This window comes from Xanthomonas cannabis (assembly GCF_040616535.1).
GTDB lineage: Bacteria > Pseudomonadota > Gammaproteobacteria > Xanthomonadales > Xanthomonadaceae > Xanthomonas > Xanthomonas cannabis.
Map to the genome: position 1 here is coordinate 3,660,790 of NZ_CP136580.1, position 25,406 is coordinate 3,686,195.

General features: G+C 65.7%; 12 protein-coding genes. 3 read left to right on the plus strand and 9 right to left on the minus strand.

All coding sequences use genetic code 11. The features are described from left to right. The first annotated feature begins 50 nt into the window (after positions 1 to 50). Positions 51 to 1,103 carry a LacI family DNA-binding transcriptional regulator gene (locus RZV17_RS15525; protein ID WP_104580774.1) on the plus strand — a complete coding sequence of 351 codons (1,053 nt, stop codon included), beginning with the start codon at positions 51 to 53 and terminating at the stop codon, positions 1,101 to 1,103. 383 nt (positions 1,104 to 1,486) lie between these two features. Here the strand turns inward: RZV17_RS15525 and RZV17_RS15530 are convergent, their stop codons facing one another. From RZV17_RS15530 to RZV17_RS15540, 3 genes are all read right to left on the minus strand, one after another. Continuing rightward, positions 1,487 to 3,100 (minus strand): glycoside hydrolase family 6 protein, encoded by a 1,614-nt coding sequence (locus RZV17_RS15530; protein WP_355609425.1) that lies wholly within the window; start codon positions 3,098 to 3,100, stop codon positions 1,487 to 1,489. A 777-nt stretch (positions 3,101 to 3,877) separates the two neighbouring features. Next, positions 3,878 to 6,814, minus strand: coding sequence for a TonB-dependent receptor (locus RZV17_RS15535; RefSeq protein ID WP_184385451.1), 2,937 nt, complete (start codon positions 6,812 to 6,814; stop codon positions 3,878 to 3,880). Positions 6,815 to 6,956: 142 nt separating this feature from the next. Further along, positions 6,957 to 10,424, minus strand: a complete 3,468-nt coding sequence (locus RZV17_RS15540) for a LamG-like jellyroll fold domain-containing protein (RefSeq protein ID WP_355604760.1) — start codon at positions 10,422 to 10,424, stop codon at positions 6,957 to 6,959. A gap of 218 nt (positions 10,425 to 10,642) precedes the next feature. Between RZV17_RS15540 and RZV17_RS15545 the strand changes: the two genes are divergently transcribed. Then, positions 10,643 to 12,607 carry a glycoside hydrolase family 97 protein gene (locus tag RZV17_RS15545; RefSeq protein WP_355604763.1) on the plus strand — a complete coding sequence of 655 codons (1,965 nt, stop codon included), beginning with the start codon at positions 10,643 to 10,645 and terminating at the stop codon, positions 12,605 to 12,607. 522 nt (positions 12,608 to 13,129) lie between these two features. After that, entirely contained in the window at positions 13,130 to 14,476 is a 1,347-nt protein-coding gene (locus tag RZV17_RS15550) for a neprosin family prolyl endopeptidase (RefSeq protein WP_260215072.1), read from the plus strand. A 41-nt stretch (positions 14,477 to 14,517) separates the two neighbouring features. On the opposite strand, the gene RZV17_RS15555 is transcribed toward RZV17_RS15550, so the two are convergent. The 6 genes from RZV17_RS15555 to RZV17_RS15580 all read right to left on the minus strand — a co-directional run bounded on the left by RZV17_RS15555 (position 14,518) and on the right by RZV17_RS15580 (position 25,264). Then, the gene (locus tag RZV17_RS15555; protein WP_355609428.1) at positions 14,518 to 16,032 is read right to left on the minus strand and encodes a carboxylesterase family protein; all 1,515 of its coding nucleotides are present in this window, start codon (positions 16,030 to 16,032) and stop codon (positions 14,518 to 14,520) included. Then, positions 16,029 to 16,946, minus strand: a complete 918-nt coding sequence (locus tag RZV17_RS15560) for a TrmH family RNA methyltransferase (protein ID WP_184374806.1) — start codon at positions 16,944 to 16,946, stop codon at positions 16,029 to 16,031. The genes RZV17_RS15555 and RZV17_RS15560 overlap by 4 nt, the downstream gene beginning before the upstream one ends. 458 nt (positions 16,947 to 17,404) lie before the next feature. Then, entirely contained in the window at positions 17,405 to 17,944 is a 540-nt protein-coding gene (locus tag RZV17_RS15565) for a GNAT family N-acetyltransferase (protein WP_184374805.1), read from the minus strand. Between the two features lie 67 nt (positions 17,945 to 18,011). Beyond that, a complete protein-coding gene (locus RZV17_RS15570) occupies positions 18,012 to 20,687 on the minus strand; it encodes a M1 family metallopeptidase (RefSeq protein ID WP_355604768.1) in 2,676 nt (891 codons plus the stop codon). Positions 20,688 to 21,071: 384 nt separating this feature from the next. After that, entirely contained in the window at positions 21,072 to 24,197 is a 3,126-nt protein-coding gene (locus RZV17_RS15575; protein ID WP_355604771.1) for an efflux RND transporter permease subunit, read from the minus strand. After that, positions 24,194 to 25,264: an efflux RND transporter periplasmic adaptor subunit gene (locus tag RZV17_RS15580; protein WP_355604774.1), complete on the minus strand. Its 1,071-nt coding sequence runs from the start codon at positions 25,262 to 25,264 to the stop codon at positions 24,194 to 24,196. Before RZV17_RS15580 ends, RZV17_RS15575 begins: the two co-directional genes overlap by 4 nt. Positions 25,265 to 25,406 lie beyond the last annotated feature (142 nt).

Below are 25,406 nucleotides of genomic sequence, written 5' to 3' on the forward strand. Positions count from 1 at the left end.
TGGGAACGCAGCACGGCGTTGGCGTTTCTACTCCAGGACGAGCACACACGATGGTGGCCAAGCGGCAACGCAGTGCAAACAACGCGGCGACGTTGCTGGACGTCGCCAAACATGCAGGCGTGTCACCGATGACCGCATCGCGCGTGATCAACCGGCATCCGCATGTCGGCCAGGACATGCGCACGCGTGTGGAAGCGTCGGTGCAGGCGCTGGGCTACCGCCCCAATCTTGCAGGCCGCTCGCTGCGTACCAGCGGCCTGTTGCGCATCGGCGTGCTGTACAGCAATCCCAGTGCGGCCTACCTCAATCAATTCATGCTCGGGCTGCTGGAGCAGAGCAGCCTCAACGGCAGCCAAGTGCTGGTGGAAAAATGCGGCGCCATCCGCAGCCAGCGCGCAGCGACCGAACGCCTGCTCGCCGCCGGCGTGGATGGGGTGATCCTGCCGCCGCCACTGTGCGATTCGCGCCAGACCATTGCCGAACTGGATGCGCGCGGCATCCCGGTGGTGGCCGTGGCCAGCGGCGCGCCGATGGCGCAAATCAGCTCGGTGCGCATCGACGACTATCAGGCCGCACGCGCCATCGTCGCGCACCTGATCGAGCTCGGGCATCGCCGTATCGCGCTGATCAAGGGCGACCCGAAACACACCCCAAGCGCGCTGCGCGCCAACGGATACCTGGACAGCCTGCAGGCCGCCGGCCTGCCGATCACCGACGCGTTGATCGCCGAGGGGCTGTTTACCTACCACTCCGGTCTGCTCGCAGCGCGTAGCCTGCTGGCGCAGCCGCACCCACCCACTGCGATCTTTTGCAGCAACGACGACATGGCTGCCGCAGCGGTGGCGGTGGCGCATGGTCTGGGCCTGCGCGTGCCCGAAGACGTGTCGGTGGCCGGCTTCGACGACACACCGGTCGCCACCACCATCTGGCCGGAACTCACCACCGTGCATCAACCGGTCACCGCGATGGGCCGTGCAGCGGTGTCGTTGCTTGCCGACGCCATTCGGCAACGGCGCAAGGGCGATGCCGCCCACGGGGTGCATCAGGTGATGAAATACACCCTGGTCAAACGCGGTTCGACGGCTGCCCCGCCAAAGGGGTAGCCACCGCACCGGCAGTGCCGCGCGCGCCGCAGCGACGCAATGTCATCAAAGAAGATACTGCTGCCCGGAATCATCGCACTGGCCCTCGTGGCGACACATGCCAATGAATTTACGAGCAAGGCGTCATTGGTGCGATACGGGTGGTTCATAGAGACAGAATCGGTATGGTGTTGGATCCGTATCGCCTCTTGCTCGGTCTATGCGCAGACAGACCAACGATCGAGCGAAGTAACGGGCCAACCGCACCTGCGGTATCCCCGGCAGCCGAGTGGCTGCCGGGGACATTTACACAACATCAGCGACACAGCGGTAGCACCCTTGCAGTGGACGCCATCGCAGACCTCAGGATCGGCGATGCGGGCACGCTGGGTGCGCCTGCCGCGTCACCTGTTCGGCTTGGCTCGCACGACAGCTGACGGGGCGCTCGCTCCTGCCGCGCTGTTTGCAGTCACCACATAGTCGTAGTCGGCGCCATTGCTGACCGACTGATCGACATACGATGCCGCTGCGACATTGGCACCCACCGTAGTGAATGCACCGGCTCCACCGGCACGCCGCTGCACCGTGTAGCTGGTCGCGCCGGCCACTGGCGACCAGCTCAGCCTGACCCGGCTGTCGCCGACGGCGGCGGTGAGGCCGCGCGTTGCGCTCGGCGCGGCGACCGGTGCCGCGGTGGCCACCGCGGTGCTGGCAGTTGCGATGACCGGGTACGCGTTGTTCACCAGTTCGATGAACTGGTTATGGAACCACGCACCGGAGATCGGCGCACCGGCAAGTGCGCCGGTCAACACGCCATCGGCCGTGGTGTACGTGGGGTCGCACATGCGGTCGAAGCCCTTGCCCTCGTTGTTCGGAATCAGGGTGCTGGACCCGTCGGACTCGCCCGGCGGCTTGACCCAGGCATACGCGTCCAGATGCGGGCCCGGCGCGGCGGTCGGAAGCGCGCCGATGCCCGCGCCACTTTGATTGCACCAGTTGCCGCGATGCAGGCGGCGATCGATGCGGCCGGTATTGACGTACGAATTGATGTCGCTACCGAAGGCGCTGGTGGGGCGATTCGGACCACCCCAGCCGTTACGGCCGGTATCGATGATGAAGCCGATCGTGCCGGGCCAACCCGCGCTGACAAATCCGTTGTACAGGGCCTGGGTGAAATCGGTCTCGTCGAAATACGGATTCCATTCGTAGAATTTCGCCGACTTGATCGGCTGACCATTCACGCTCAACTCGGGATTGGGCAGATTCGGCTCATTCAGCGGTGTGGTGTTGGCGGTATTGGTGACAAAGCCATCCACGCTTGCCAGACCCGCACTCGTCCCCTGCACCACCCGGGTATACAGCGAGATGGACGGACCGCGGTTGCTGTCCCAGCCCAGCCAGCCGGAGTGGCCGATATCCAGATAATTGTAGGTATTGGGTATCGCGTGCAGTTTATTGAGCGCGTATTTGATGCCTTCTTCGTAGATCCCGGTCGAATTGGCAAGCGCGCAGCGCATGTCATTCAAATTGGTGACCAGATTGGGCAGGCTGTCGGGCTCGATGACATTGACGATGCGGATATCTTTGTATTTTGGATCGGCGAAGATGGCCGCAATCACATCGATATATTCTTTCTTGTAACGCTCCAGCGCAGCGGGCGTGAGCGGCAATTCACCATTGGACGCCAGCGCATGGCAATCGCGCCCGGGTAGATCGTAAATGACGAAGCTGGCAGTAATCGGCGTATTGGCCTTTTTCTGCGCCAGCGCCGCATCCAGATGCCCCCTCAGACCGAGCCGCCCGGCATTTTGCGAACCACCGGCGATTGCCGCGATACGATCGAGCCACACTGCGGTCGGCAGGGTTTTGACCACGCCCATCTTGGCCTTCAACGGAACGCCCTTTATCTTCGCGATCGATGCATCGACTTTCTTGGCGTAATCCGGATTGACGTAACCGGTGGCACCAACGAATGGATTATCGACGTGGGCCTGCGCGCAGACCGTCGCCACGACCATCGGGTTCAATGCCAACAGCGATAACGCCATGGCGCGCTTGACGTGACGATGGATGCCCTTGCTGGAATTCATGATATTCACCTGGTTTTATTGGATGGTGTTTATGCCGATTCACTGCAGCACTGCCTGTCTTTGGCTTGCGTTCTTCCTTTGTCGGGGCACCCATCGGAGATAGCTGGAGCCACTCAAACACGCTCCGTCGGCGTCCCGCCGAAGAGCATTTGCATGGCATTACGTTGATGATGCCCAGGCAGAAACGCAGGCCAATGGCCTGTTTGTCTCTGAGGACAGCACCCAAGACCTCGGATTTGGCGGCTAGCGCGCTCGCAACGCGATCATCCTTGCGATGCTGGCCACCGTGATGTGCGGAGTATCTCCAGGGAGCGAATGAGCGATCAGCATGGAACGCTGTGCCTGCGAACCGGGAGGGGTCGGGTTCGCCATGCGGAAACTACGCTGCATAACAAGCATAAGCAATCGTCAAACATTGCGGTTGCACACAGATCCAGCCACTGCCCGCGACCGAGTTTCAACAGCAGGCAGTACTACACAAATGGATGTGCCATTACGCACAAAAAAACGGCCACATCGCTTCCCGACGATGCGGCCGAATGGGAGGGTACCCAACGTTGCCGTCGGGCGTACTGCAACACCGGTAAACCGGTGACGGGAAGAAAGCGCAATGACCGCTTGGAGAGGGAGAAACAGAAAACCATGTGCGACACGGCGCAGGGGTGCGCCGTGTCGCACATTGGTACATCGCATCAAACCGTCACATCAGAAGCGCAGACGCAGGCCGGCGTAGTAACGACGCTCGAAGATGTTCTGGTCGTAATAGTGGTTGGTCCACTGCGCGTAACGCCGCTCACTTTCGCCAGTGAGGTTGGTGGCTTGCGCGTAGAGCGTCAGGTGATCGTTGACGTCGTAACTGAAGGAGGCGTCCAGGTAGCCGACGTCGTCGTTCCAGATGGCCAGCTCATCGCCCCACGCACCGCTGTTGACCTGACTGAAGCGCTTGCTGCGCCAGTTATAGGCCACACGCGCCTGCAACTTGTCCTTCTGGTACCACAACACCGCGTTGGCCTGATGCTTGGAGTTGTCGCCGATGGGCAACGTATTGCCTTCGATATCGGTGTTGTCGGTGTCGGCGTCGGAGAAGGTGTAGTTGATGTTGGTGCCGAACCCGCTCAACCAGCCCGGCAGGAAGTCGAACGCCTGTTGGTAGCCGATTTCGAAACCCTTGATCTTGCCGCCACCGCCGTTGACGATGCGCTCCACCGGGCCGCCCAGCCGCACCACGCCATCGGCGTCGGGCTGGGGCTCGATGTTGGTCACCGTGGTCGGGAACGACTTCACATCGATCAGGAAGGCTCCCACGCTGATCAACGACGCGTCGGAGAAATACCATTCCCACGAGGCGTTGTAGTTGGTGGCGCGGTACGGATCCAGATCCGGGTTACCCGAGCGTCCGTTGAGGAACAGCACCGCATCGGAGGGCAGCGCCGGGTTGCGCGGCGGGGTGCCGTTGACGGCATAGAAGCTGACCAGGCCGCGACCCAGATCGGGCAGGTCCTGACGCGCGACAGCCTTGTTGTAGGCAAAGCGCAGCTTCTGCGCGTCGGTGATGTCCAGCGACAGGTTGGCGGTGGGCAGCACGTCGGTGTACTGACGGTTCAAACGATTGGTCCCGATCGCCGGGCTGACGCCATTCCATTCCACGTTGCCGATAAACACATTGCCGCTGCTCAGGTACTGATCGATCGCCAGCTTGGTCTGCACGATGCGCGCACCGATATTGGCCGTCCACGGCACTGCAGTGCCGGTGCCACCTTCCAGGTTCGCAAGAAAGTACGCTGCAGTGCTCTTCTCGGTGACCTTGTACGAGTCGGCAGCCTGCTGGTACGCCACGTTGCCCGGATACAGGCTGTTGAGATACGCCACCGGGTCCTTCATGACCTGCGGGTTGATTGCCGGCAAGCCCTGGCTGCCCAGGCCGGTGACCTTGAGTGGATCGAAATCGTTGAAGTACGCCCAGTAGCCGGGAATCGAATTGAACGGCAGCAGGCGCGCTTCCGAGACACCGCTGCAGGTGTCCACGATCAGCGGGTCCTTGAAGTAATACAGCGAACGGTTGGGATCGGCGCAGCTGGTGGACACCGGCGACAGGTACCGATAGGTGTCCAGCTTGACCTCGCGCTCGCCATAGCGAATGCCGAACTGGAAGCCGCGCACCACGCCTTCATCGAACTCGAAGGTGCCGTCGGCGCGGAAGGCGTCCATCGTCGCTTCGATCTTGTTGCCCTGCGCCCAGGTGGACATCAGCTGCCAGTTGTCCGGGTTGGACACGTCGGTGCCGAGGTTGACCGCCGGGTAGGTGCCACGGAAATCCACCGACGCATCCACCGTGGGCAGGCCGTTGGCATTGGCCCATTGGGTGACACCACCGGCACGCGTGATCTGGTCGCCACGCGTCACCACTGCATCGGCACGCGCTTCGTCGTAGGTGCGCTGCGCATCGCCGTGCACCCAGCGGAACGATGCACGGAACGGGCCGCCATCGTCGAAACGCAGTTCCAGGTTGGTATTGAGCGAATCCGAATCGGCAACGCCGGCCATCGAGTGCGCCTGGAACCGGTTGTAGCGGAACTGGCCGTATTCGAGCACACCGTTGGAATCGACCACCGACCCCGGTTGCAACTGGTTGGTCGCCCAGCCGGTGTGCAGCTGCGCGGCCACCGAGGTGTCCTGGTCTTCGAGCTTGGTGTAGGCCGCATCGGCCAGCACCGTCCACGAGTCGTTGATGTTGAACTGGAACGAGCCGTTGACGCCGGTACGCTGGCGATCGGTGCTGCGGTTGTCCAGTTCCGTCGCCACCCAGTTGTAGAAGTAATCGCGCGGCAGGTTGGACGGATCGGTATTGCTGCCGATACGGCCATCGCCATTGAAGTCGAAGCCCACGTTCTGCTCGGTGGATTTCTGCGCGCCGTTGGAATACACGCTGGGGTGCTTGTTCTCCAGCGTGGCATCGGAATACGACACCGCCAGCAAGGCGCCCCAGCGCTCGGTGCGGAAGCTGGCCAGGCCCGAGTACAGTTCGTTGAGTTCCTGCACGCGATCGCCGTAGGAGCCCTCGGCCTGGCCGCTGAAGGTCCAGCCTTCGGGCAGATCGAACGGGCGCCGCGTCTTCAGCGAGACGGTGCCGCTGATGCCGCCATCCAGGTCGGCGGCGGTGGGCGACTTGATCACATCCACGCCACTGAACAACGTCGGCGGAATATCGACGAAGTCCGGCTGCGCGCGACCGATGTTGGGCTGGCCGAACTGGTCGCCGCCACCGGCGCTCAGATATAGCTCACCGTTCATGGTGGTCTGCACCTGCGGCATACCGCGGATATTGAGCTGCGAGCCCTCGCCGGCCGAGCGCCGGATCTGGACGCCGGGCACGCGCTGCAGCGAGTCGGTGATGGTGACGTCGGGCAGCTTGCCGATGTCTTCGGCCGAGATCGAATCGATGATCTGCGCAGCGGTGCGCTTGTTCTCGATGGCCTCGGCCTGCGCGCCACGCACGCCCTTGACCATGACCTTGTCCAACTCGGTGACGCCAGGGGTACTACCGGCGTCCTGCGCGGCGGCCTGTGCAGCCGCCAGGGTGAGTGCAACCGCGAGCGCGGCGGCCAGCGGGGTGTGGCGGGTACTGCGATGCAGCTTGTTCATGGTCCCCTCCCAGGGATGACGACAATCCACGACCGTTTCGAATGGCAATGCCGGGGGGCACTGCGGTGTTGGCTGGCACGCCGGGTGGCGCGCCAGTGCAAACGCCGTGCACGGCGCACGGCGTGGCAAGGTATCGGCGCGGCTACGGAAGCCCGCTCGCAGCGCCGGTTGAGGGTTCGACATTCCAGCCGCGCACCTGCAGCGTGGCGTTACGCAAGGCGGCGGCCGATGGCCCGCGGATCTCCACCTCGCGCTGCTCGCCCGGTACCAGGCTCAGGTAGTTGTCGCTGTAGTACGCCGGCAGGATGCGTTGGCCTTGCGCATCCACCAGGGTCAACTTGGTGTTGAGCGCCACCTGCTGCGAGGGGTTGCGCACGGTGGCACGCAACACCGGCTCTGCGCCGTCTTCCAGCCGCGTGGTGAGCTGCACCGGTACCGCGGCCAGCGCATCCAGGCCGCGCATGGCAGCCGCATCGCGCGCTACCCAATAGAAGTTGCGCGAACGCACCACCGCATCATGATCAAGCAACTGCAAGCGCACAAAGCCCAGCCCGTGGGTGTCCTTGAGCAACGGCGCCAGCTGCATCACCGGTGCCGAGACCGCAACAGCGGCGGCATCGACCGCTTGTTCGCGTTGCTGCAGCAGCGCACCGTTGGTGCCATAGATCTCCGCCCGTACCCGCAAGCCGCGCACCGGGTCGGTGGCGTTGTTGACCACCACCACCTCGTGACCCGGCAGGTTCATCTGCACATGCAGCATCTCAGCCGCGTTGCGCACACCGTAGTAGGCGGCATGGGTGTCGTAATCGTGGCTGTAGATCTGCCACATGTTGCTGGGCCAGGCGGGATGGCTCATCCACAGCAGGCGCCCGCTGTTCTTGGTCCACAGCTGCGCGTTGAAGCCTTCGAAGATGGCACGATGGGTGTCGTAGTTGAGCAGCTGCGCCTTGCGCTCGAAGTCCTCCAGGCTGGTGGGCGCACCAAGCTTTTCGGTGAGCGAGCGCATGAAGCTGGCGGTGTCGCCATTCCCGGACTGGTGCCAGTCGTGGTACGCCCAGGCATCGCTGATCGGCCACTGATCGCCCACTGCCGGGACCGAGGCCTTGAACGACTCCAGGGTGGAAAACGACGGCGTGCCCACCTCTACCGAAAAGCCCTGCGCCAAGGCGTTGAAGTAGCCCACCGGCTCGCGGTAGTTGTACGGACCGCTGCCCTGCAGATTGACCTGATTGGAACTGCCGGTATACCAGCGCGTGCCGTCAAGTTCGGCCACGAGCTTGTCCAGGCCTTCGTTGAGGATGGGGGCAGGCACGCCTTCGTTGCGGCCGAACCACAGCACGATGGAAGGGTGATTGCGGAAGCGCTTGATCACCTCGGCCGCGTTGTCCAGGAACAGCGCCGCGTCGGCCGGCTCCATGTTGTAGTTCTGGGTGGACTGCCAGAAGTCATTGAGCACCAGCATGCCGTACTCGTCGGCCAGATCGAAGAAGCTGCTCTGGGTGTTCTGCCCCACCCAGTTGCGCACCACATTGAAATGCGCATCGCGCTGCAGCCGGAAGTACGGCTCCAGCCGCTCGCGCGATACGCGCTTGCGCCAATCGTCCATGCCCCAGTTGCCGCCCTTGACGGCGATGCGCACGCCATTGATGCGCAGGGCCAGGTACGGCGCCAGCGCATCGTCCTTCAGTGGTGTGACCGCCGGCGACACGGCGGCACCGGGATAGAACGATTGCGCATCGCCACCGGGCACGGGACGGATTGCACTGTGGCGCGCATCCACAATGCGCTCGCCACGCAGGCGCGCCTTGTTGAAATCCACCAGCACCCGCCGCAGCGCGCCATCCTCATCGAACAGCGACAACTCGTAGGTGACCTCGCGAATGCCGAAGCGCAACTGCTGCGTGTCCGAACGCGCACCGGCAACCTCCACCCCCACCTGCAGGGTGTACAGCGCCGGCTCGCCATAGCCGTTGGGCCACCACAGGCGTGGGTTGGCGATGATCAATTGCGGGGTGTCGGCGGCGTTGAGCTTGAGCGTGGTGCCGCCTGCCGGCACGTTGACCTCGCGCTGGATGCGCACATCGCCAATGGCCAGCTGCACGGTGCCCTGCACGGGCGCAGCACTGTCGTTGCGCAGCGGCACGCTGACTTCGAGCTCGGCGCGGCGATGATCCGCTGCCAGGCGCGCGGTGACCACCTGGGTATCGCCGATGGTGACCGGCCCGGTGGCATGCAGCTGCACGTCCTGCCACAGACCGGCGTTACGGTCGCGCACGGACGGAATCCAGTCCCAGCCCTCGCTTGCGATGAAGGTGGGCCCGTCCAGCACCTGCACGCCGCCGTTTTCGCCGACGCCTGCGGTCATGGACTGCTCATGCGCAATGCCCGGATGCGGCGGTGGCGATACGCGCACTGCGACGACATTGCGGCCGGGCCTGAGCTGCTTGCTGACATCGAAGCGACCGCGTGCAAATGCACCGCGCGTGCGCCCGACCTGCGTGCCGTTGACCCAGATTTCGCCGGCATAGTTGATGCCGTTGAACAGCAGCTCCAGCCGCTTGCCTTGCGCGTCGGCGGGCAGGTCGAAACTGCTGCGGTACCACCAGTCCTGCCGGCTCAGCGATTCGGGAATGACCATGTTGTTGAGGCCGATATCCGGATCCGGATACACGCCGCGATCGACCAGCGTGGTGAGCACCGTGCCCGGTACCGTGGCGACACGCCAGGCGCCGCCAACGGCCGTGTCGCCACGCGACAACGTGGCGCCGGTGGCGGGCCCGAGATCGGGCGCGGCAGCCAGTTGCCACGCGCCTACCCGCCAGACAGCGGCATCCAGCGGCTGCAATGCCGGCGTGTTCGGCACCGGCTTGGCCACCGGCGCAGAAAACGCCGCTGCACTGCGCGGCAACGTTGCGGGCGCCTGTGGCGCCACCTGCCCGGCCATCTGCTTGACCTGTACCTGCCACGCTGGCGATGCATCCTCGAAGCGCTGCAGCGCCGGGTCCGGCGTCTGTGCGGCCAGCTGCGCGACGGCGGCCGCTTCCAGTGCCTGCGCCTGCGCGGTGAAGCCGGCGATCTCGCCACCGAAATGCTGCGTGTAAGCGGCCGGTTGCTCGCGCGGGCCGAACATCAGCACCGGCGCCACTGCACGTTGCCGGGCGGCACCGCTGGCAACCTGGCGGCCGTTGGCGTACAGCGTCAGACGCCCGCTACGGGCGACGGCGGCCACCTGCGTCCACTCGCCTGCGCGTAGCGCCTGCTTGCTGCGCAGCACGCTATCGGCACCCTGCACGAAGCCGAGCTTGCCGGCATCGATCGCGAAGTAGCGGCCTGCATCCTTGGGATCGCCGACACCGGCAATCAGGGCCGGCCCGGTGCTCGCACGCGACGGGCGCACCCACGCCGACAGGCTCCAGTCCGCGTTGGCGGCCAGCAGCGGTGCGTCGGCGGCGAGCTTCTTTGCCAGCCCCATCCCGCCCGCGAGCACGCGGACATCGTAAGGCCCCGGCGGATTCGCATCGGCGGGCGCAGCCTCCACTGCAGTCCAGCTCATGCAACCACACAACAACCACAGCGCTCCACGGCGGAACGCCTTGCGAACCATCAGCATTAGAGGCCTCTCCCAAGCTCTACTGCCACGCAACGGTGCACACCACGTCCGTGCAAGCGACCAGCGTCCATCCGGACAGTGCGTCGCTCGCGCTTGGTGATGCAGCCCGTGGCTGCCGCCCCTGTTTCAGCGGCCATGGTGCGAGGTAACGTTACCCCAAGGTGATATCGACGACAACCTTTCTGCGTTAGGGTTGGCGCTCCCAGGAGGAGGGACTCATGCGAAACCTGATCCAGTCCGCACTACCGGCGGCATGCGCATTGCTGTGGTTGATCGCAACGCCCGCAACCGTGCAGCGCCTGCGCGTGCAATCGCCCGACGCACGCACCGAAGTGGAATTCACCCTGCGCGAGGGCGGCGTGCCCAGCTATCGCGTGCTGTACCGCAACACGTTGGTACTCGACGACGCACCGCTCGGGCTGGATCTGGGCAACGCCGGCAAACTCGGCAGCGACATGCGCGTGCAAGACAGCACCACCGAAACGCATGACAGCCGGTTTGCCTTGCAGGTCGGCAAGACGCAGCAGGTCCGCGATCACTACCGCGCGCTGCGCGTGCACTTGTCCGATCGACAGCAACGCCGGCTCACCATCGAACTACGCGCATACGACGACGGTGTGGCACTGCGTTACGTATTGCCGGAAGCTGGCGAGGTGCGCATTCGCGACGAACTCACCAGCTTTGCGTTTCCACGCGACTACCCCTGCTGGAGCTTGAATCTGGGCCGGTTCGGAACCAGCCACGAGGGCGAGTACGACGCCATCGCTGCGTCCAGATTGCGCCCGCACAACCTGCTCGAGTTGCCGCTGGTCTGCCAGACCGATGCCAAAGGCACCACGCTGGCGATTGCCGAAGCGAACCTGCGCGATTACGCCGGGCTCTACCTCACTGGACGCGCCGATGGCAGCCTGGGCGTCTCGGCCAGGTTGTCGCCACAGTTGGACAACCCCAGGCTGGCGGTCAGCATCGACGCCAAGGGGCGCGATTTCGCAACGCCGTGGCGGGTGATCATGCTGGGCGACACGCCTGCCAGCCTGATCGAATCCAACCTGATTTCCGCATTGAATCCACCGCCGGCGTTCGATGCGCGCTGGGTGCGCGCGGGCAAGTCGGCATGGGACTGGTGGTCGGGCAATCTGGCCAGCGGGGTGGCCAACCCGGGCATGAATACCGCCACGATCCAGCGCTATATCGACCACGCACAGCAGTTGAAGCTGCAATACATGCTGATCGATGACGGCTGGTATTACGGCAGCACCGGCGATGGCCAATACAACGCAGACGCCGATATCCGCCGGCCGGTGGAGCAACTGGATCTGCCGGGTCTGGTCGGCTATGCGCGCAAGCGCGATGTCGGCCTGTGGCTGTGGGCACACTGGCGTGCGCTCGATGCACACATGGACGACGCACTGGCGTGGTACCAGCAACTCGGCATCAAGGGCATCAAGGTCGACTTCATGGACCGCGACGATCAGCAGATGGTGGACTTCTACCATCGCCTGCTGAGCAAGGCTGCCGAGCACAAGCTGCTGGTGGATCTGCACGGTGCGTATCACCCGACCGGCCTGACCCGCACCTATCCCAACTATCTGACCCAGGAAGGCGTGCTGGGTGCGGAATACAACAAGTGGACCACCCGCATCACCGCCACGCATAACCTCACGCTTCCGTTTACGCGCATGTTGCTCGGGCCGATGGACTACACCCCGGGCGGCTTCCGCAATGTGCGCCCGGCCGAATTCAAGATGCAGCACATCGCACCGCAGGTCATGACCACGCGTGCGCAGCAGCTGGCGATGTATGTGGTGTACGAAAGCCCGTTCGCGGTGGTGGCCGACAGCCCGGAGCAATACGAAAACGTGCCGGCCGCGCAATTCCTGCGCGATGTCCCGGCAAGCTGGGACGAAACCCGCGCCCTGGACGGTGCGATCGGCGAGCACATCGCATTGGCGCGACGCAGCGGCAAGGACTGGTACCTGGGCGCGATGACCAACGAGCAGGCACGCACGCTGACCCTGCCGCTGTCGTTCCTGGGCAAAGGCAGCTGGACGGCGACGATCTATGCCGACGGCCAGGCCCCGACCGACGTGCGGATCGACACCCGCACACTCACCCGCGACGACACCCTGGAATTGGCGCTGGCCGCCAGCGGCGGCGCAGCGGTACGGCTGCACAAGCAGTAGCCGGCGCGTTGCGCTCAACGCGCAGTGGTCCGCGCTGCGTCCCCTGCCCGCAGATCAAGACACGTGATCACCTGGAACATGCACACAACCAACCCCTCTCCCGCCGCGAGAGGGGTTGGCGCGCCGCTCGTGGCAGGCAGCGTTGCACTGCCTCCGGCGATCTGCATCCGCTTAGCGCATTACGCTTGGCGCGTGCCTGGTGTCACGCAATGGAGACGCCCGGAGACTTTTGAAAAATAGATAACCTAGTATGCGCGGGCCTTCACCGCAGGCCTGCGCCAACGACCGTCTTGCGGTCTGTCCCTGCGATGGTGATGGCACGGTGGGCATGGTTCGCCGCATGCACGCTGTCTCGCTCCGGCCCCAGGAAAGACACTGATGACCTTCCGTTCCAAGCGACCGATGTCGATCGGCCGCGCCGTTGCTGCGCTTGTCATTTGCACGAGCGCTCAGGCCAGCCCCGCAGGCACGCTCCTGGCGCCCTCCACCTCAGTGGCCGATGACCAACGCATCGACGCGGTGATGCCGCCACTCCTGAACACCCCTGCCACCGCACGCACTGCCGCCGCGCCGCATCTCGCTGCACAACGCGCCGCTGCCGCGGCATCGCGTGCGTTTCCGCTGGTGACACCGGAGTTCAAGCAATTTCTGGATGCGCAGGCGCAGCTCAGCTACGCCAACCGCGCGCCTGCGGCAAAGGTCAAGGACCCTGTCGCCTTCGCACAGATGCAACGCTATCTGTTCAATCGCTACAACGGGCTGACCGTCTTGCGCAGTGTGCGTCAGGGCAAGGCGGTGTTCGATTGCATCCCGCGTGCGCAGCAACCTGCCTTGCGCGATGGCAGCACGCCCGCCTTGCCGCCGACCATCGCTGCCGGTGTCAGCAGCGGCGCTGCGCTGGATGCGGCGCCGCGCTGCGATGCCGGCAGTGTGCCGCTGGCACGCATCGGCCTGGCCGACATCAGCAAGCATGCGACGCTGCAGGACTTCCTGCGCGGCACCACACCGCGCATCACCGAGCCTACCCGCGCACTCGTCGCACCAGCCGAGCAGCAGGCCGCGTCGGTGGTGCATTACTACTCCACCATCTATCTGGATACCGCCGGCTCGCCGGTCACCGGTGCCGGCGCCGATCTCAACACCTGGGTCCCGGCCGTGCGTGCCAACGATGCGCAGTCGATCAGTCAGATCTGGTTGGGGGGTTATACCCGGCAGGGGCAGATCCAGACATTGGAGGCCGGCTGGCAGACCCAGCCAGGCGCAGGCTGGGGCAACACGCCGATCCTGTTCATCTATTCCACCCAGGATGGCTACCTCACCACCGGTTGCCACAACCTGGACTGCGCGGACTTCGTGCAGGTCAGCAGCGCAAACGTGCTCGGTGCGGCACCGGCCGGCGGCTTCAGCAGCGCAGGCGGCAAACAGGCCATGTTGCACGTGGAATTCCAGCGCAATGCCGATGGGTACTGGTGGTTCGGCTTGAATGGCGAATGGATCGGTTACTACAAGGCCGACCTCTACGCGGGCGACATTGCCGAAGGCAGCGCCAACATCTTCATTTCCGCGGGTGGCGAGATTTCGACCTGGGACGGCCGCCCGAGCGCACCGATGGGCAGTGGCCGGTTCGCGTCTGCCGGTTACCGCCAGGCAGCCTTTCAGGCCAACCACTTCTACCGCGATGCCGGCATGGCCACCCGGCCGGCACAGCGCCTGTCATCGCTCAACGTCGAGCAGCCTGCCTGCTACACGCTGGCACTGGCCGGGTACAGCTATCCGTACGCATTGGGCAGCGGTGTGTCGCGCACCAGCCTGTCGCCGGAGATGCAGAACGGCGGCTTCTATTTCGGTGGCCCGGGCTGCGCACGCTGAGGTGAAGCGGTCGCGCGCACTGCAGCAGTGCGCGCGATCGGCTACGGCAAATCCACCCCTGCACACACGGCCGGGCGCGCATCCTTGATGGGCTGCACGCCACGTGCATCGAACTGCAATGCCGCATGCTTGGGTGCAAACGCCGGCCAGGCAGGCAGGCCCTTGGCATTCGGGTTACCGCGCTGCACGAACGCAGCCCAGTAGCGCTGCAGCGACACCGGCGGCTGGCCGACCGGCAGATTCTTGAACAGGAACGGCAACTCGGCGCTGTGCGTGACCTGCGCGCCGGGTGCAGCCGTGTCGAACACGTAATGCCACACCGGTACCCCGAGAGCGGCCTGGTGCTGGGCCACCGTTACTGCCGGGCAACGGAAGGTGAGATCGGTGGACAGCTGCATCGCCGCATTGCCCTGCCGCGCAGCACGCTGCGCCGCGTGCGCGCGCTGCGCCTGCAGCACCGCATCGGCACGATCGGGATAGTCGCGGCGCAGACGCGCCTGCGCGCCCTGCTCGCCACCGTAGGTGAGCTCCTGCACCACATAGCCGATCAGCAGCGGCACCTTGGCCTGTGCGCCACTTGCCAGCAGCTCGGCCGGTGCACGCGGCAGCACGCGGCCATCGACAACCGCCTGCAGCCAGATGTAGCCGTCGTCGTCCAGCGCCGGCACGTCCACGCCCTGCCCGGCCTTGAGCAATTGCTCCACCGGCAGCGCGCGCAGTTGATCCAGGCGCGTTGCCGGATCCTCGATGCCTGCGCGTTTGGCGATGGCAACGCCCACCGCGCGATTGTCCTCCAGGCTGCGTGCCGGCAAGCCGAACCCGGCGGTGCCGCTCTGTTCGATCGAACCAGAAAACAGGCCGCGTGCCAGCGGGCTGAGCATCAGCAGGCCCACGTCCTGGCCACCGGCCGATTGCCCGGCGATGGTCACCCGCTCCGGGTCGCCGCCAAACTGCGCGATGTTGTCGCGCACCCAGCGCAGCGCGGCGATCTGATCGAGCAGGGCGTAATTGCCGGCGGCGTCGTTGTCGCCATCGCGCAATTCCGGCAGCGACAGGAAGCCCAGCGCGCCCAGCCGGTATTGCAGCGTCACCACCAGCATGTCTTGCGCGACGAGGTTGGTGGGCAAATGCCCATCGGCGCCGCCAGCCACGTTGGCGCCGCCGTGGATCCACACGAACACCGGCAAGGGCTTGGCCGGATGCAACGCAGGGGTCTGCACTTCCACGTACAGGCAGTCTTCGCTGCCGCGCCTGGCCATCGCGTCGTTCCAGCCGAGCGCCGGCTGCATGCACGGCGTGGCCGCCTGGGTGGCGTCGCGTACCTGTGTCCAGGCGGCCGCCGGTTGCGGCGGCCGCCAGCGCAATGCGCCCAGCGGCGGTGCGGCGAACGGGATCTTGCGGAACACCGCGCTGCCGTCGTCCTGCCACTGGCCGCGCACCACACCGTGATCGGTGCGCACGTCCGGTGGTGCGGCAGGCGTAGGCGCCGTGGCAGCAGCAGCGCTGCCGGTGATAACGCAGGTAGCAGCCAGTAGCCAGGCAGACACACGCATCAGAGATCTCCGGTGATCACACGGGCACGCCAGGCGGCCTGGAAGACGGCGGTGGCAGAGGCCACGTTGAGACTTTCGACCTTGCCGCTGCCGCCGATGGACAGCTGCAGATCGCAGTCGCGCGCGAACTGGCGGTCCATGCCCTCGCTTTCCGCTCCCATCACGTACACCAGGCGCTGCGGCAGGCTGGCAGCGAACACGTCCTGGCCGCCATCAACAAGTGTGGCGGCCACCGCAAACCCGGCGTGCCGCAACTGGGTCAGCGCCTGCGCGGTGTCGGGCAACTGCACCAGCGGCACCGCTTCGGCACCGCCTTCGGCCACGCGTGCCGCAGCGCCGGACAGCCCCAGCGTGGAACCGGCCGGCAGCAGCAAGCCGCCGACACCGAAATGCGCGGACGAGCGCAGGATCGCGCCGAAGTTGTGCGGGTTGCCCACGCCATCCAGCCACAGCGCCAGCACCGGGCCCTGCGGCAACGCGGCCAGCCACTCCTGCAGCGGTTGCGGCGCCACGCGCAGCACCTCGGCCACCACGCCTTCATGGTGCGCACTGGCGGCCAGCTTGCTGAGGTCGGCGTCTTCCACCACGCGATAGCCGATACGCTCGGCCACGCACCAGGCCAGCAAGGCCTTGAACTGCGGAATCCGCGCCTCGCTCAGATAGAGCTTGCGGATGGCTTGCGGGCGCGCCTTGAACACGGCCTGCACGGCGTTGATGCCGTATAGCCGCACCTCGCGCGCGTTGCCGCTTGCCGCAGCGGCAGGTAGCGCGGTGGCGGGCGTGTGCTGGGCCGGCGCGCGGGGTGCGGGACTGCGCGGTGCAGGCGTGCGCGGCGCGGCGCGGCCCCACGGGTTGTGCGAGGCGCCGGAGCCGCCATCGCGTGGCGGCCGTGGGCCGCGTCCATCGTGCTGTGTCATCGTCGTATCCAGAAGTTGGTGTTGCTTGCAGCGCGAAAAAGGTTTTTCGGCCCCTTCCGCAGTGTGGTGTTGGTCGTGCTGCAGCACCGGCAGGGCCGCAACCGCAGGAAGAGTGACGACGATGGTAAGCCACCGACGCGATGGGGCGTATACGGTGGCCGGGCTGAGCCACTGCGAACGTCTTGCCGTCCTGTAGAGGAACGCTGCCGAGGAGACGAAACGCACGCAGCTTCTGCGTGCCCCTGGTGGAGCGGCTAATACACCTGGCGAGCAGTCGTCAGGTGGTGTGGACGGCGCGCAGCAACCGCAATCTACGCAGTGCGACATGCCGCACCAGCACCAGCCGCGCCCGCCTGGTGGCGAGCGCGGTCGCTTTTGGCAGCTGTACCGTATATGCCTGCTGCAGACCGCAATCACGCGCGTGCAACGATGCCCGGCAAGACAACACGAACAGGTATTCAGGCAAAAGCGGGCGGATTCACCCGTGCGAACACACGTAAGTCGTGTAGCCCGTCCGGCTTCATCAGCGCACAGCGGCTGACACCCTCTTCGACGAAGCCGTTACGCAACAACACCGTAGCCGATGCGGGATTGGTGTCGAGAACGGTGGCCTGCACGCGGTAGAGCGGCAGGGTCTGCATCGCCCAGGCGACATAGGTGCCCACGATGCGTGTCATCCAGCCGCGGCCCCAGTGCGTGCGACCGATCCAATAGCCCAACTCGGCCGAGAAGCGGCGCTCGCCCTGCCCTGGACGTACCCCAATCGTGCCGCAGGCCTGACCGTCGATCTCGATGGCCAGCACCGGATGTTGCAGGTTGACTACCCGCCCAGCTAGAAAGGCTTCCCCATCGGCACGCGTATACGGGTGAGGGAATCGTTCGCTCAATCCGCGCGGTACCAGCGGGTCGTTGGCATGCCGCAGCAAGGCAGCCAGGTCGTCCTGACGCCAGCGGCGGAGCACGAAGCCTTCTCCCTGCAGCGTCAGCAATTCATGCATCGGGTGGGTCCTGGCGGGCGCAGTATCGACACCGCCGATACTGCGCACACCAGACCCGCGCCGCAACTCAGCGCTTGGCGGCCTGCGCCTGCTGGAGCGCGGCGCAGAGGCGGATGGTTTCGCCGGTCTGGGCCAGGCCGCGGTCGGCGCCGCTGAGGGTGGCCAGCCGCGGCTTGAAGAAGGCCTCCAGGCGGCCGGCTTCCTCGCTGCTGCAGCCGCCGCTGGCAGCCAGTGCCGGCAAGCCGCCGCCGTCGAACGAACCGCTGCGCTGCACGATACGGTCGAAGTTGGCGGTGAACCAGGGCCACATCGACGCATGCGAGGCCTGCTCGGCGTGGCCACGCCGCAGCAGGCTCTTCATCTCGCCTACCTTGATCGCATCGGTGAGCGCGAAATCCCGTACCTGCTTGAGCAGCGCCGGGTCCTGCACCGCGCCCAGCCCATCGATCATCGCGTTGCGCTGCGCCGGGTCGGCATGCGTGCGCAACGCGGCGATCAAGGCATTCACCGCGGCCGCGCCACGTTCCTGCACAGTCACCGACAGTGCGCTGCCGAGCAGGTCGGGATTGGCCGCGGAGAACTCCAGCGCCCCGTTGCCGCCGGCCAGCACGGCGTCGCCCTGGGCGAGCAAGGCCTTGCGCACCTCCGGCGTCTGCAGGCGCAACCCGAACAGGCTGGTCAACGCGCTCCGCAACGCGACGTCGTCGACCGACTCGCCACTGCGCCGCGTGTAACCCAATTGACGCAGGCGCGGCAGGTAGGCCTGCTCGGCCACCTTGCGCAAGGCGCTGCGCTGCGCCTCGGTGCTGGCCTGGTACTGCCAGATCCACACCAAGCGGTCCACCAGCGCGGTGGACACATCGGCCGATGCGGACGGCGCCAGCTGCTTGATCGCTGCCAGCACTGCATCGCTGTCGGCATCGCCATGGCGGTACGCCGCGTCGATCGCATCGGCATAGGCAAGCTGCTCGCTGTCGTCGAGCTGGCCGATCTGCTTGCCCAGTGCGGCCAGCTGCTTCTTCGGCAGACTGAAACGGTAATAGCCGGCGCCACGCGCGTTCGGGAAGACCCAGGTGTTCTTGCTGGCGCCTTCCAGCACGATGCTGCCGCTGGCGCTGTCCAGCAGCTGGCAGGCAGTGCCGACCTGGTTCTTCTCCTTGCCGTACTTCACGCACACCGGCACGCCCCACTGCTGCGCGGTGGAGCCGGCCGAGCCAAGCGGCAGGTAGCGCTGCTGCTGCAGCTTCACCACGGTCTTGCCGCCTTCGCGGGTCACCTGGGTCTGCAGGTACGGCACGCCCGGCTGATTGAGGAAGCTGCGGAAGGCGGCCTTGAAATCGGCGCCCTTGCCGGCTGCTTCGGCGATCGCATCGACCAGGTCGTCGGCGGTGGCATTGGCAAACTTGTGCTTGGCGATATAGGCGCGCATGCCCTCGCGGAACACATCCTCGCCGACGAAGGCTTCGAACATGGCCAACACTGCCGCACCCTTCTGGTAGGTGATGCCGTCGAAGGCGGTTTCGATATCGCCATTGCCGGTGATCGGCTGGCGGATCTTGCGCGCGCTGACCAGGCTGTCGTTGTTCATCGCATATTGCGCACCGCCGATCCGGTCCAGGTTGGCGTGGTATTCCGGATGCAGCTGCATGGTGATCTTCTGCTGCATCCAGGTGGCGAAGGCCTCGTTGAGCCACAGGTCGTCCCACCATGCCATGGTCACGGCATCGCCGGTCCATTGATGCGCCAGCTCATGTGCGTTGGTGTTGAAGGAACGCTGCACGTTCACCGCCGGCGAGTCCTTGTCCAACAGCAACAGCCAATCGCGGAAGGTGACAAACCCCGGGTTCTCCATCGCGCCGGCACTGAAATCCGGGGCGGCGACCAGATCGAGCTTGTCGAACGGATACCCAAACGCGTAATAGTCCTCCAGCGCAGCGATGATGGCCGGGGTCTGGTCCAGTGCGGGCGTGATGCGCGGGCCCTGCCCCTTGGCGGCGATACCGCGCAACGGCGTGGCCGTGGGGCGCTGCGGGGTGGCCGGCATGGCCGGCACATCCACCACATCCCAGGGACCGGCCGCGTAGGCCACCAGATAGGTGGGCAGCGGCACGGTGGGCGCAAAGGTCACCGTCTTCCAGCCCTTGCCGGCCGGCTTGGTCGAGGTGGCGATGGTGTTGGCCAGCGCCTGGTCGTCGCTGGGCACGGTCAGGCTCAGGTCGAACGGCGTCTTGAACGCCGGCTCGTCGAAGCCGGGGAACGCGTAGCGCGCACTGATCGGCTCCATCTGCGTCATCGCATAGGCGTTGCCCTGGTACTTCACCTGATACAGGCCCTGCAGCTGCTGATTGAGCGGCGCGCTGTAGACGATGTCGACGGTGAGCGTTTGCGGCTGCAGCGTGCGGCCGAAGTCCAGGCGCACTACGCCGGTTTGTGCATCGGCCTGCACGTAGCGCGCGGTCAGCGGCTTGCCCTTGGCGGGCTTGACCGTGGCCTTGCTGACCACCAATTCCTTGCCATGCAGCCACAGGTGATCGGACGCCTGCTTGAGCTGCACGCGAATGGTGGTGCGGCCACTGAACTGCGTCTGCTCCGGATCGATCTTGAACGACAGGCTGTAGCGCTCGGGTACCGCCCAGGTCGGCAGGCGCCCATTGGGCACTGCCTCGCCGGACGTTTGCGCCAGCGCACTACCGCAGCACAGCGCAAGAAGGGAAGGAGCGAGCAGACAGGCAAGACGACGCATGGGCAATTCCGGTCAGGGTAACCGCCGAAGTCGATCACAGCCGGGCATGCGTGTCATGTGACCTTAGTCATTGGATGGGCGGGACGGCTGCTGCGGGCGGGCAGGCGCCGGCTGCCTGCCCGCAGTGGCAACAATGGCGGTCGCATCGTGCCGTGGCGGCCGGCGGCATGTGCACCTGAAGATGCCGCTGCAACCGATGTTGGACGGCACGCAACCAACGTACCGCTGCAAGAACGGCTCGTCTGCGCGGCCTTGGCATCGTTGCGTGTCACAGCGTGATGCTGGCGCTGCGCACCAGCGCGCAGACCGGCATTCGCATGCAGGTGGCGTGACCGCCCTGCACAGCCGCACCCAACGTGCGGCCGTGCAGCGTGACCAGGCACGCTACGCGTGCCCGCCCACCGATGGGGTGTCCGCTTCCAGGCTTTCCAGCTGGCGAGCCAGTGCTTCCGGCGACTTGGTGTACGGGGCGATCAGGCTGTAGAACGCCGGCACCACATACAGCGACAGCAGCGTGGACAGCGACACCCCGAAGATCACCACCACACCGATGGTGGCGCGGCTGGCCGAGCCGGGCCCGCCGGCCACCACCAGCGGGATGGCACCCACCACGGTGGCGATGGAGGTCATCAGGATCGGGCGCAGCCGCACCGAGGCGGATTCGACAATGGCCTGGTGCACGCTGCGGCCTTCGTCGCGCAACTGGTTGGCGAATTCCACGATCAGGATGCCGTTCTTCGCGGCCAGGCCGACCAGCATCACGATGCCGATCTGACTGAACAGATTGAGCGTGCCGCCGGTGACCCACAAGCCGACCAACGCACCCAGCACCGCCAGCGGCACGGTGAGCATGATCACCAGCGGATGCGCAAAACTTTCGAACTGCGCAGCCAGCACCAGGTACACCACCAGCAAGGCCATGCCAAAGGTCAGCAACACCGCACTGCCGGATTGCTGGTACTCGCGCGATTCGCCCTTCCAGTCCAGCTGCGCGTATTCCGGCAGTTCTTCCTGTGCGGCCTGTTGCGCCCAGGCGATGGCGTCGCCCAACGGGTAACCCGGCGCCAGACCGGCGGTGATGGTGATTGCACGCAGCCGGTTGAAGCGGTTCAAGGTGCCGGCCTCGGCCACTTCGCTGAGCGTGACCAGGTTGGACAACGGAATCAGTTCGCCACGGCTGGAGCGTACGCGGATGGCGGTGAGGTCTTCCGGTGACATGCGGCCTTCGCGCCCGGCCTGCAGCATCACATCATATTCCTCGCCGTTGTCGACGAAGGTGGTGACGCGCCGCGAGCCCATCAACGCTTCCAGCGCGCCACCGATGGCCGTCACCGGCACGCCCAGATCGGCCGCACGCAGGCGGTCGATATTCACGCGCATCTGCGGGCGGGTTTCCTTGTAATCCGAATCCGGCCCGACCAGGCCGGGATTGGCCTCCATGCGCTGCAGGATGCGATCGCGCCATTGCGCGATTTCCGCGTAATCCGGGCCACCGAGCACCATCTGGAACGGTTGGCCGCGGCTGCGCACCAGCCCACCGCTGACCTGCGTGCGTGCGCGCACGCCGCTGAGCACGTTGAGCTTCTGCTGCAGCTCATCGGCCACCTCGGTGGTCGGGCGGGTGCGTTGCTCCCAGTCCTGCAGGAACACGCTGACGCGGCCGGTGTGCATTTCCTCGCTGCTGCCGAAGCCGCCGGGCACGCGCGGGTTGGCACGCACGATGGGTTTGTCCGGTCCCACATACGGCCGCAGGATGTCTTCAACCTGATGCATCTGCCCCACGGTGTAATCGAAACCGGCACCCTCGGGGCCGTCGATCATGATCTGGAAGTTGCCGCGGTCTTCGGCCGGCGCCAGTTCGGAGGGAATGCGCCCCATCAACCATGCGCTGGCGCCCAACGCCAGCAGCATCAGCAGCGCAAAGATCCAGGTGCGCTGCACGTGCCGCTCCAGCGAACGCCCGTACGCGCCGGACACCGCCTGCATGCGCCCGTCGAACCACTGATGGAAGCGATTGGGCTTGGCCACGCGATGCGAGCGCAGCAGCTTGGACGACATCATCGGCGTCAGCGTCAGCGCCACGAAGGCCGAGATCGCCACCGCCGCCGCCAGTGCCACCGCCAATTCACGGAACAGGCGCCCGGTGTTGCCTTCCAGAAAGCCGACCGGCAGGAACACCGCCACCAGCACCGCCGTGGTCGCAATCACCGCGAATGCCACCTGCCCGGTGCCGCGCTTGGCCGCCACCAGCGGCGGCTCGCCCAGGTCGATGCGGCGCTGGATGTTTTCCACCACCACGATGGCGTCGTCCACCACCAGCCCGATGCACAGCACCAGCGCCAGCAGGGTGAGCAGGTTGATCGAAAAATCGAAGGCGTACAGCGCGATGAACGCGGCGATCAGACACACCGGCACCGTCACCGCCGGAATCAATGCCGCGCGTGCGCTGCCCAGAAAGACCCAGATCACCACCAGCACCAGCACCACCGCTTCGACCAGCGTGTGATACACGCGCTCCACGGCCGCATCGATGAAGGTGGTGGTGTCGAAGGCGACAAAGATGTTGGTGCCCTGCGGCAGCGATTTCTGCACTTCCTCCGCTTGCGCGCGCGCCTCGCGGGCGACGTCCAGCGCGTTGGCGGTGGAGTTGCGCACGATGCCCAGGCCCACGTTGGGCACACCATTGCTCTGGAAATACGCGCGGCGTTCGGCCGAGGTCAGCTCGACCTTGGCCACGTCGCCCAGCCGCACCACATAGCCGCCCTCGCCCTTGCTGAGCGGCAGCTTGGCAAAGTCTTCCGGCTTGAGATAACTGCGCTCCACCCGCAGGGTGAAATCGCGCTGCGCCGATTCGATGCTGCCGGCCGGCAGCTCGACGTTTTCGTTTTCCAGCGCGGCCTCGACATCGGCCACGGTGAGCGCGCGTGCAGCCAGTTGATCGCGGTCCAGCCAGATGCGCATCGCATAGCGCTGGCGCCCGCCGATCCGCACCTGCGCCACGCCATCCAGGCTGGAGAAGCGGTCCACCACGTAGCGTTCGGCGTAGTCGGACAGCTGCAGCGTGTCCATCGTGCTGGAGCTCATGTTGAGCCACAGGATGGGGTCGGCGTCGGCTTCGACCTTGGAGATTTCCGGCGGGCGCGCCTGGTCGGGCATGCGGTCGGACACGCGGCTCACCGCATCGCGCACGTCGTTGGCAGCGGCTTCCACATCGCGCGACTGCACGAACTCGATGCTGATGTCGGAGGAGCCATTGCGGCTGCGCGCCTCGATGGTCTCGATGCCCTCGATGCCGGCCAACGCGTCTTCCAGCACCTGGGTGATGCGGCTTTCCACCACCGCCGCCGAGGCACCGGTGTATTCCACATCCACCGAGACGATGGGAGGGTCGATCGCCGGCAGCTCGCGCAAGGTGAGGCGGGTGAACGACATCACCCCCAGCACGATCAGCAGCAGGCTCATCACCACCGCCATCACCGGGCGGGTAATGGACAGGTCGGAGAGTTTCATTGTGCGGCGGCCTGCGGGCGCACCGAGGCGGGCGCGGCCTGGTCGACCACCTTCAGCCCGGGACGCAGCTTGCCGGTGCCATCCACCACGATGCGCTCGCCGGCCTTGACGCCCTCCAGGATCTCCACCTTGCCATCGCGGCGCTCGCCCAGGCGCACATCGGCGCGCTCCACGCTGCTGTCGGGCTTGACCCGGAACACATACGACTCGCGCCCCACCTGCACCACCGCAATTTCCGGAATCACCACCGCCTGCCGCGCCGGCTGGAACAGCCGCACATCCAGCAGCATGCCCGGGCGCAGGCGCCGGTCGTCATTGGGAAAATCCGCACGCACCGTCACCGAGCGGGTGGTTTCGTCGATACGCGAATCGATCGCCGCCACCTCACCGTCGAAGCGCGCGCCCGGGTACGCGGCCGCCGTGCCGTTCACCACGTTGCCGAGCTGCACCAGACCGAACTGCGATTCCGGCACCTGGAAGTCCACGTACATGCGCGCCACATCGTCCAGCGTGGCGATCACCGTGCTGGAGGTGATCAACGACCCCGGACTGATCTGGCGGATGCCAAGCACGCCCGCGAACGGCGCGCGGACCTCGCGGTCGGTGATCTCCGCACGCATCTGCTGCACGCGCGCCTGCGCCGCATCGCGCAGCGCGCGTTGCGTATCGACGGTGGACTTGGCGACCAGCTGCTGGCCAACCAGGCTCAACTGACGCCTGTACAGCTGGTCGGTTTCTTCGAAGGTGGCCTGCGCGGCGGTCAACGCCGCCTGCTGCGAATTGCCACGCAGCCGCAGCAGCAACTGCCCGGCCTTGACCTCATCGCCGCTGTCGAAATACACCTGCTCCACCACATCGCTCACTGCAGCAGTGAGCGCCACCGATTCGCGTGCACGCACGGTGGCGATCGATTGCACGGTGGAATTCCACGGCTGCACCGCCACCGGCTGCACCACCACCGGAATCGGCTTGGCCACCGCCGGCGTACTCGCCTGACGGGCGCAACCGGACAGCCACACGGCCAACAAGAGCGCGACGCAGTGGCGCACGCTGGGCAGAACAAGCATCAGAACATCCTGGCGGGGTACCTCGAAAGTTTACCGACCTGGCCGCCATGCGTTGACAGAAAGGGCGCGCTTTGCACCATGACCAACGACCCTTGCCGTCGCCGCCACGATGCGCTGGCCAGCGCCGTCATCGATGCCCCGT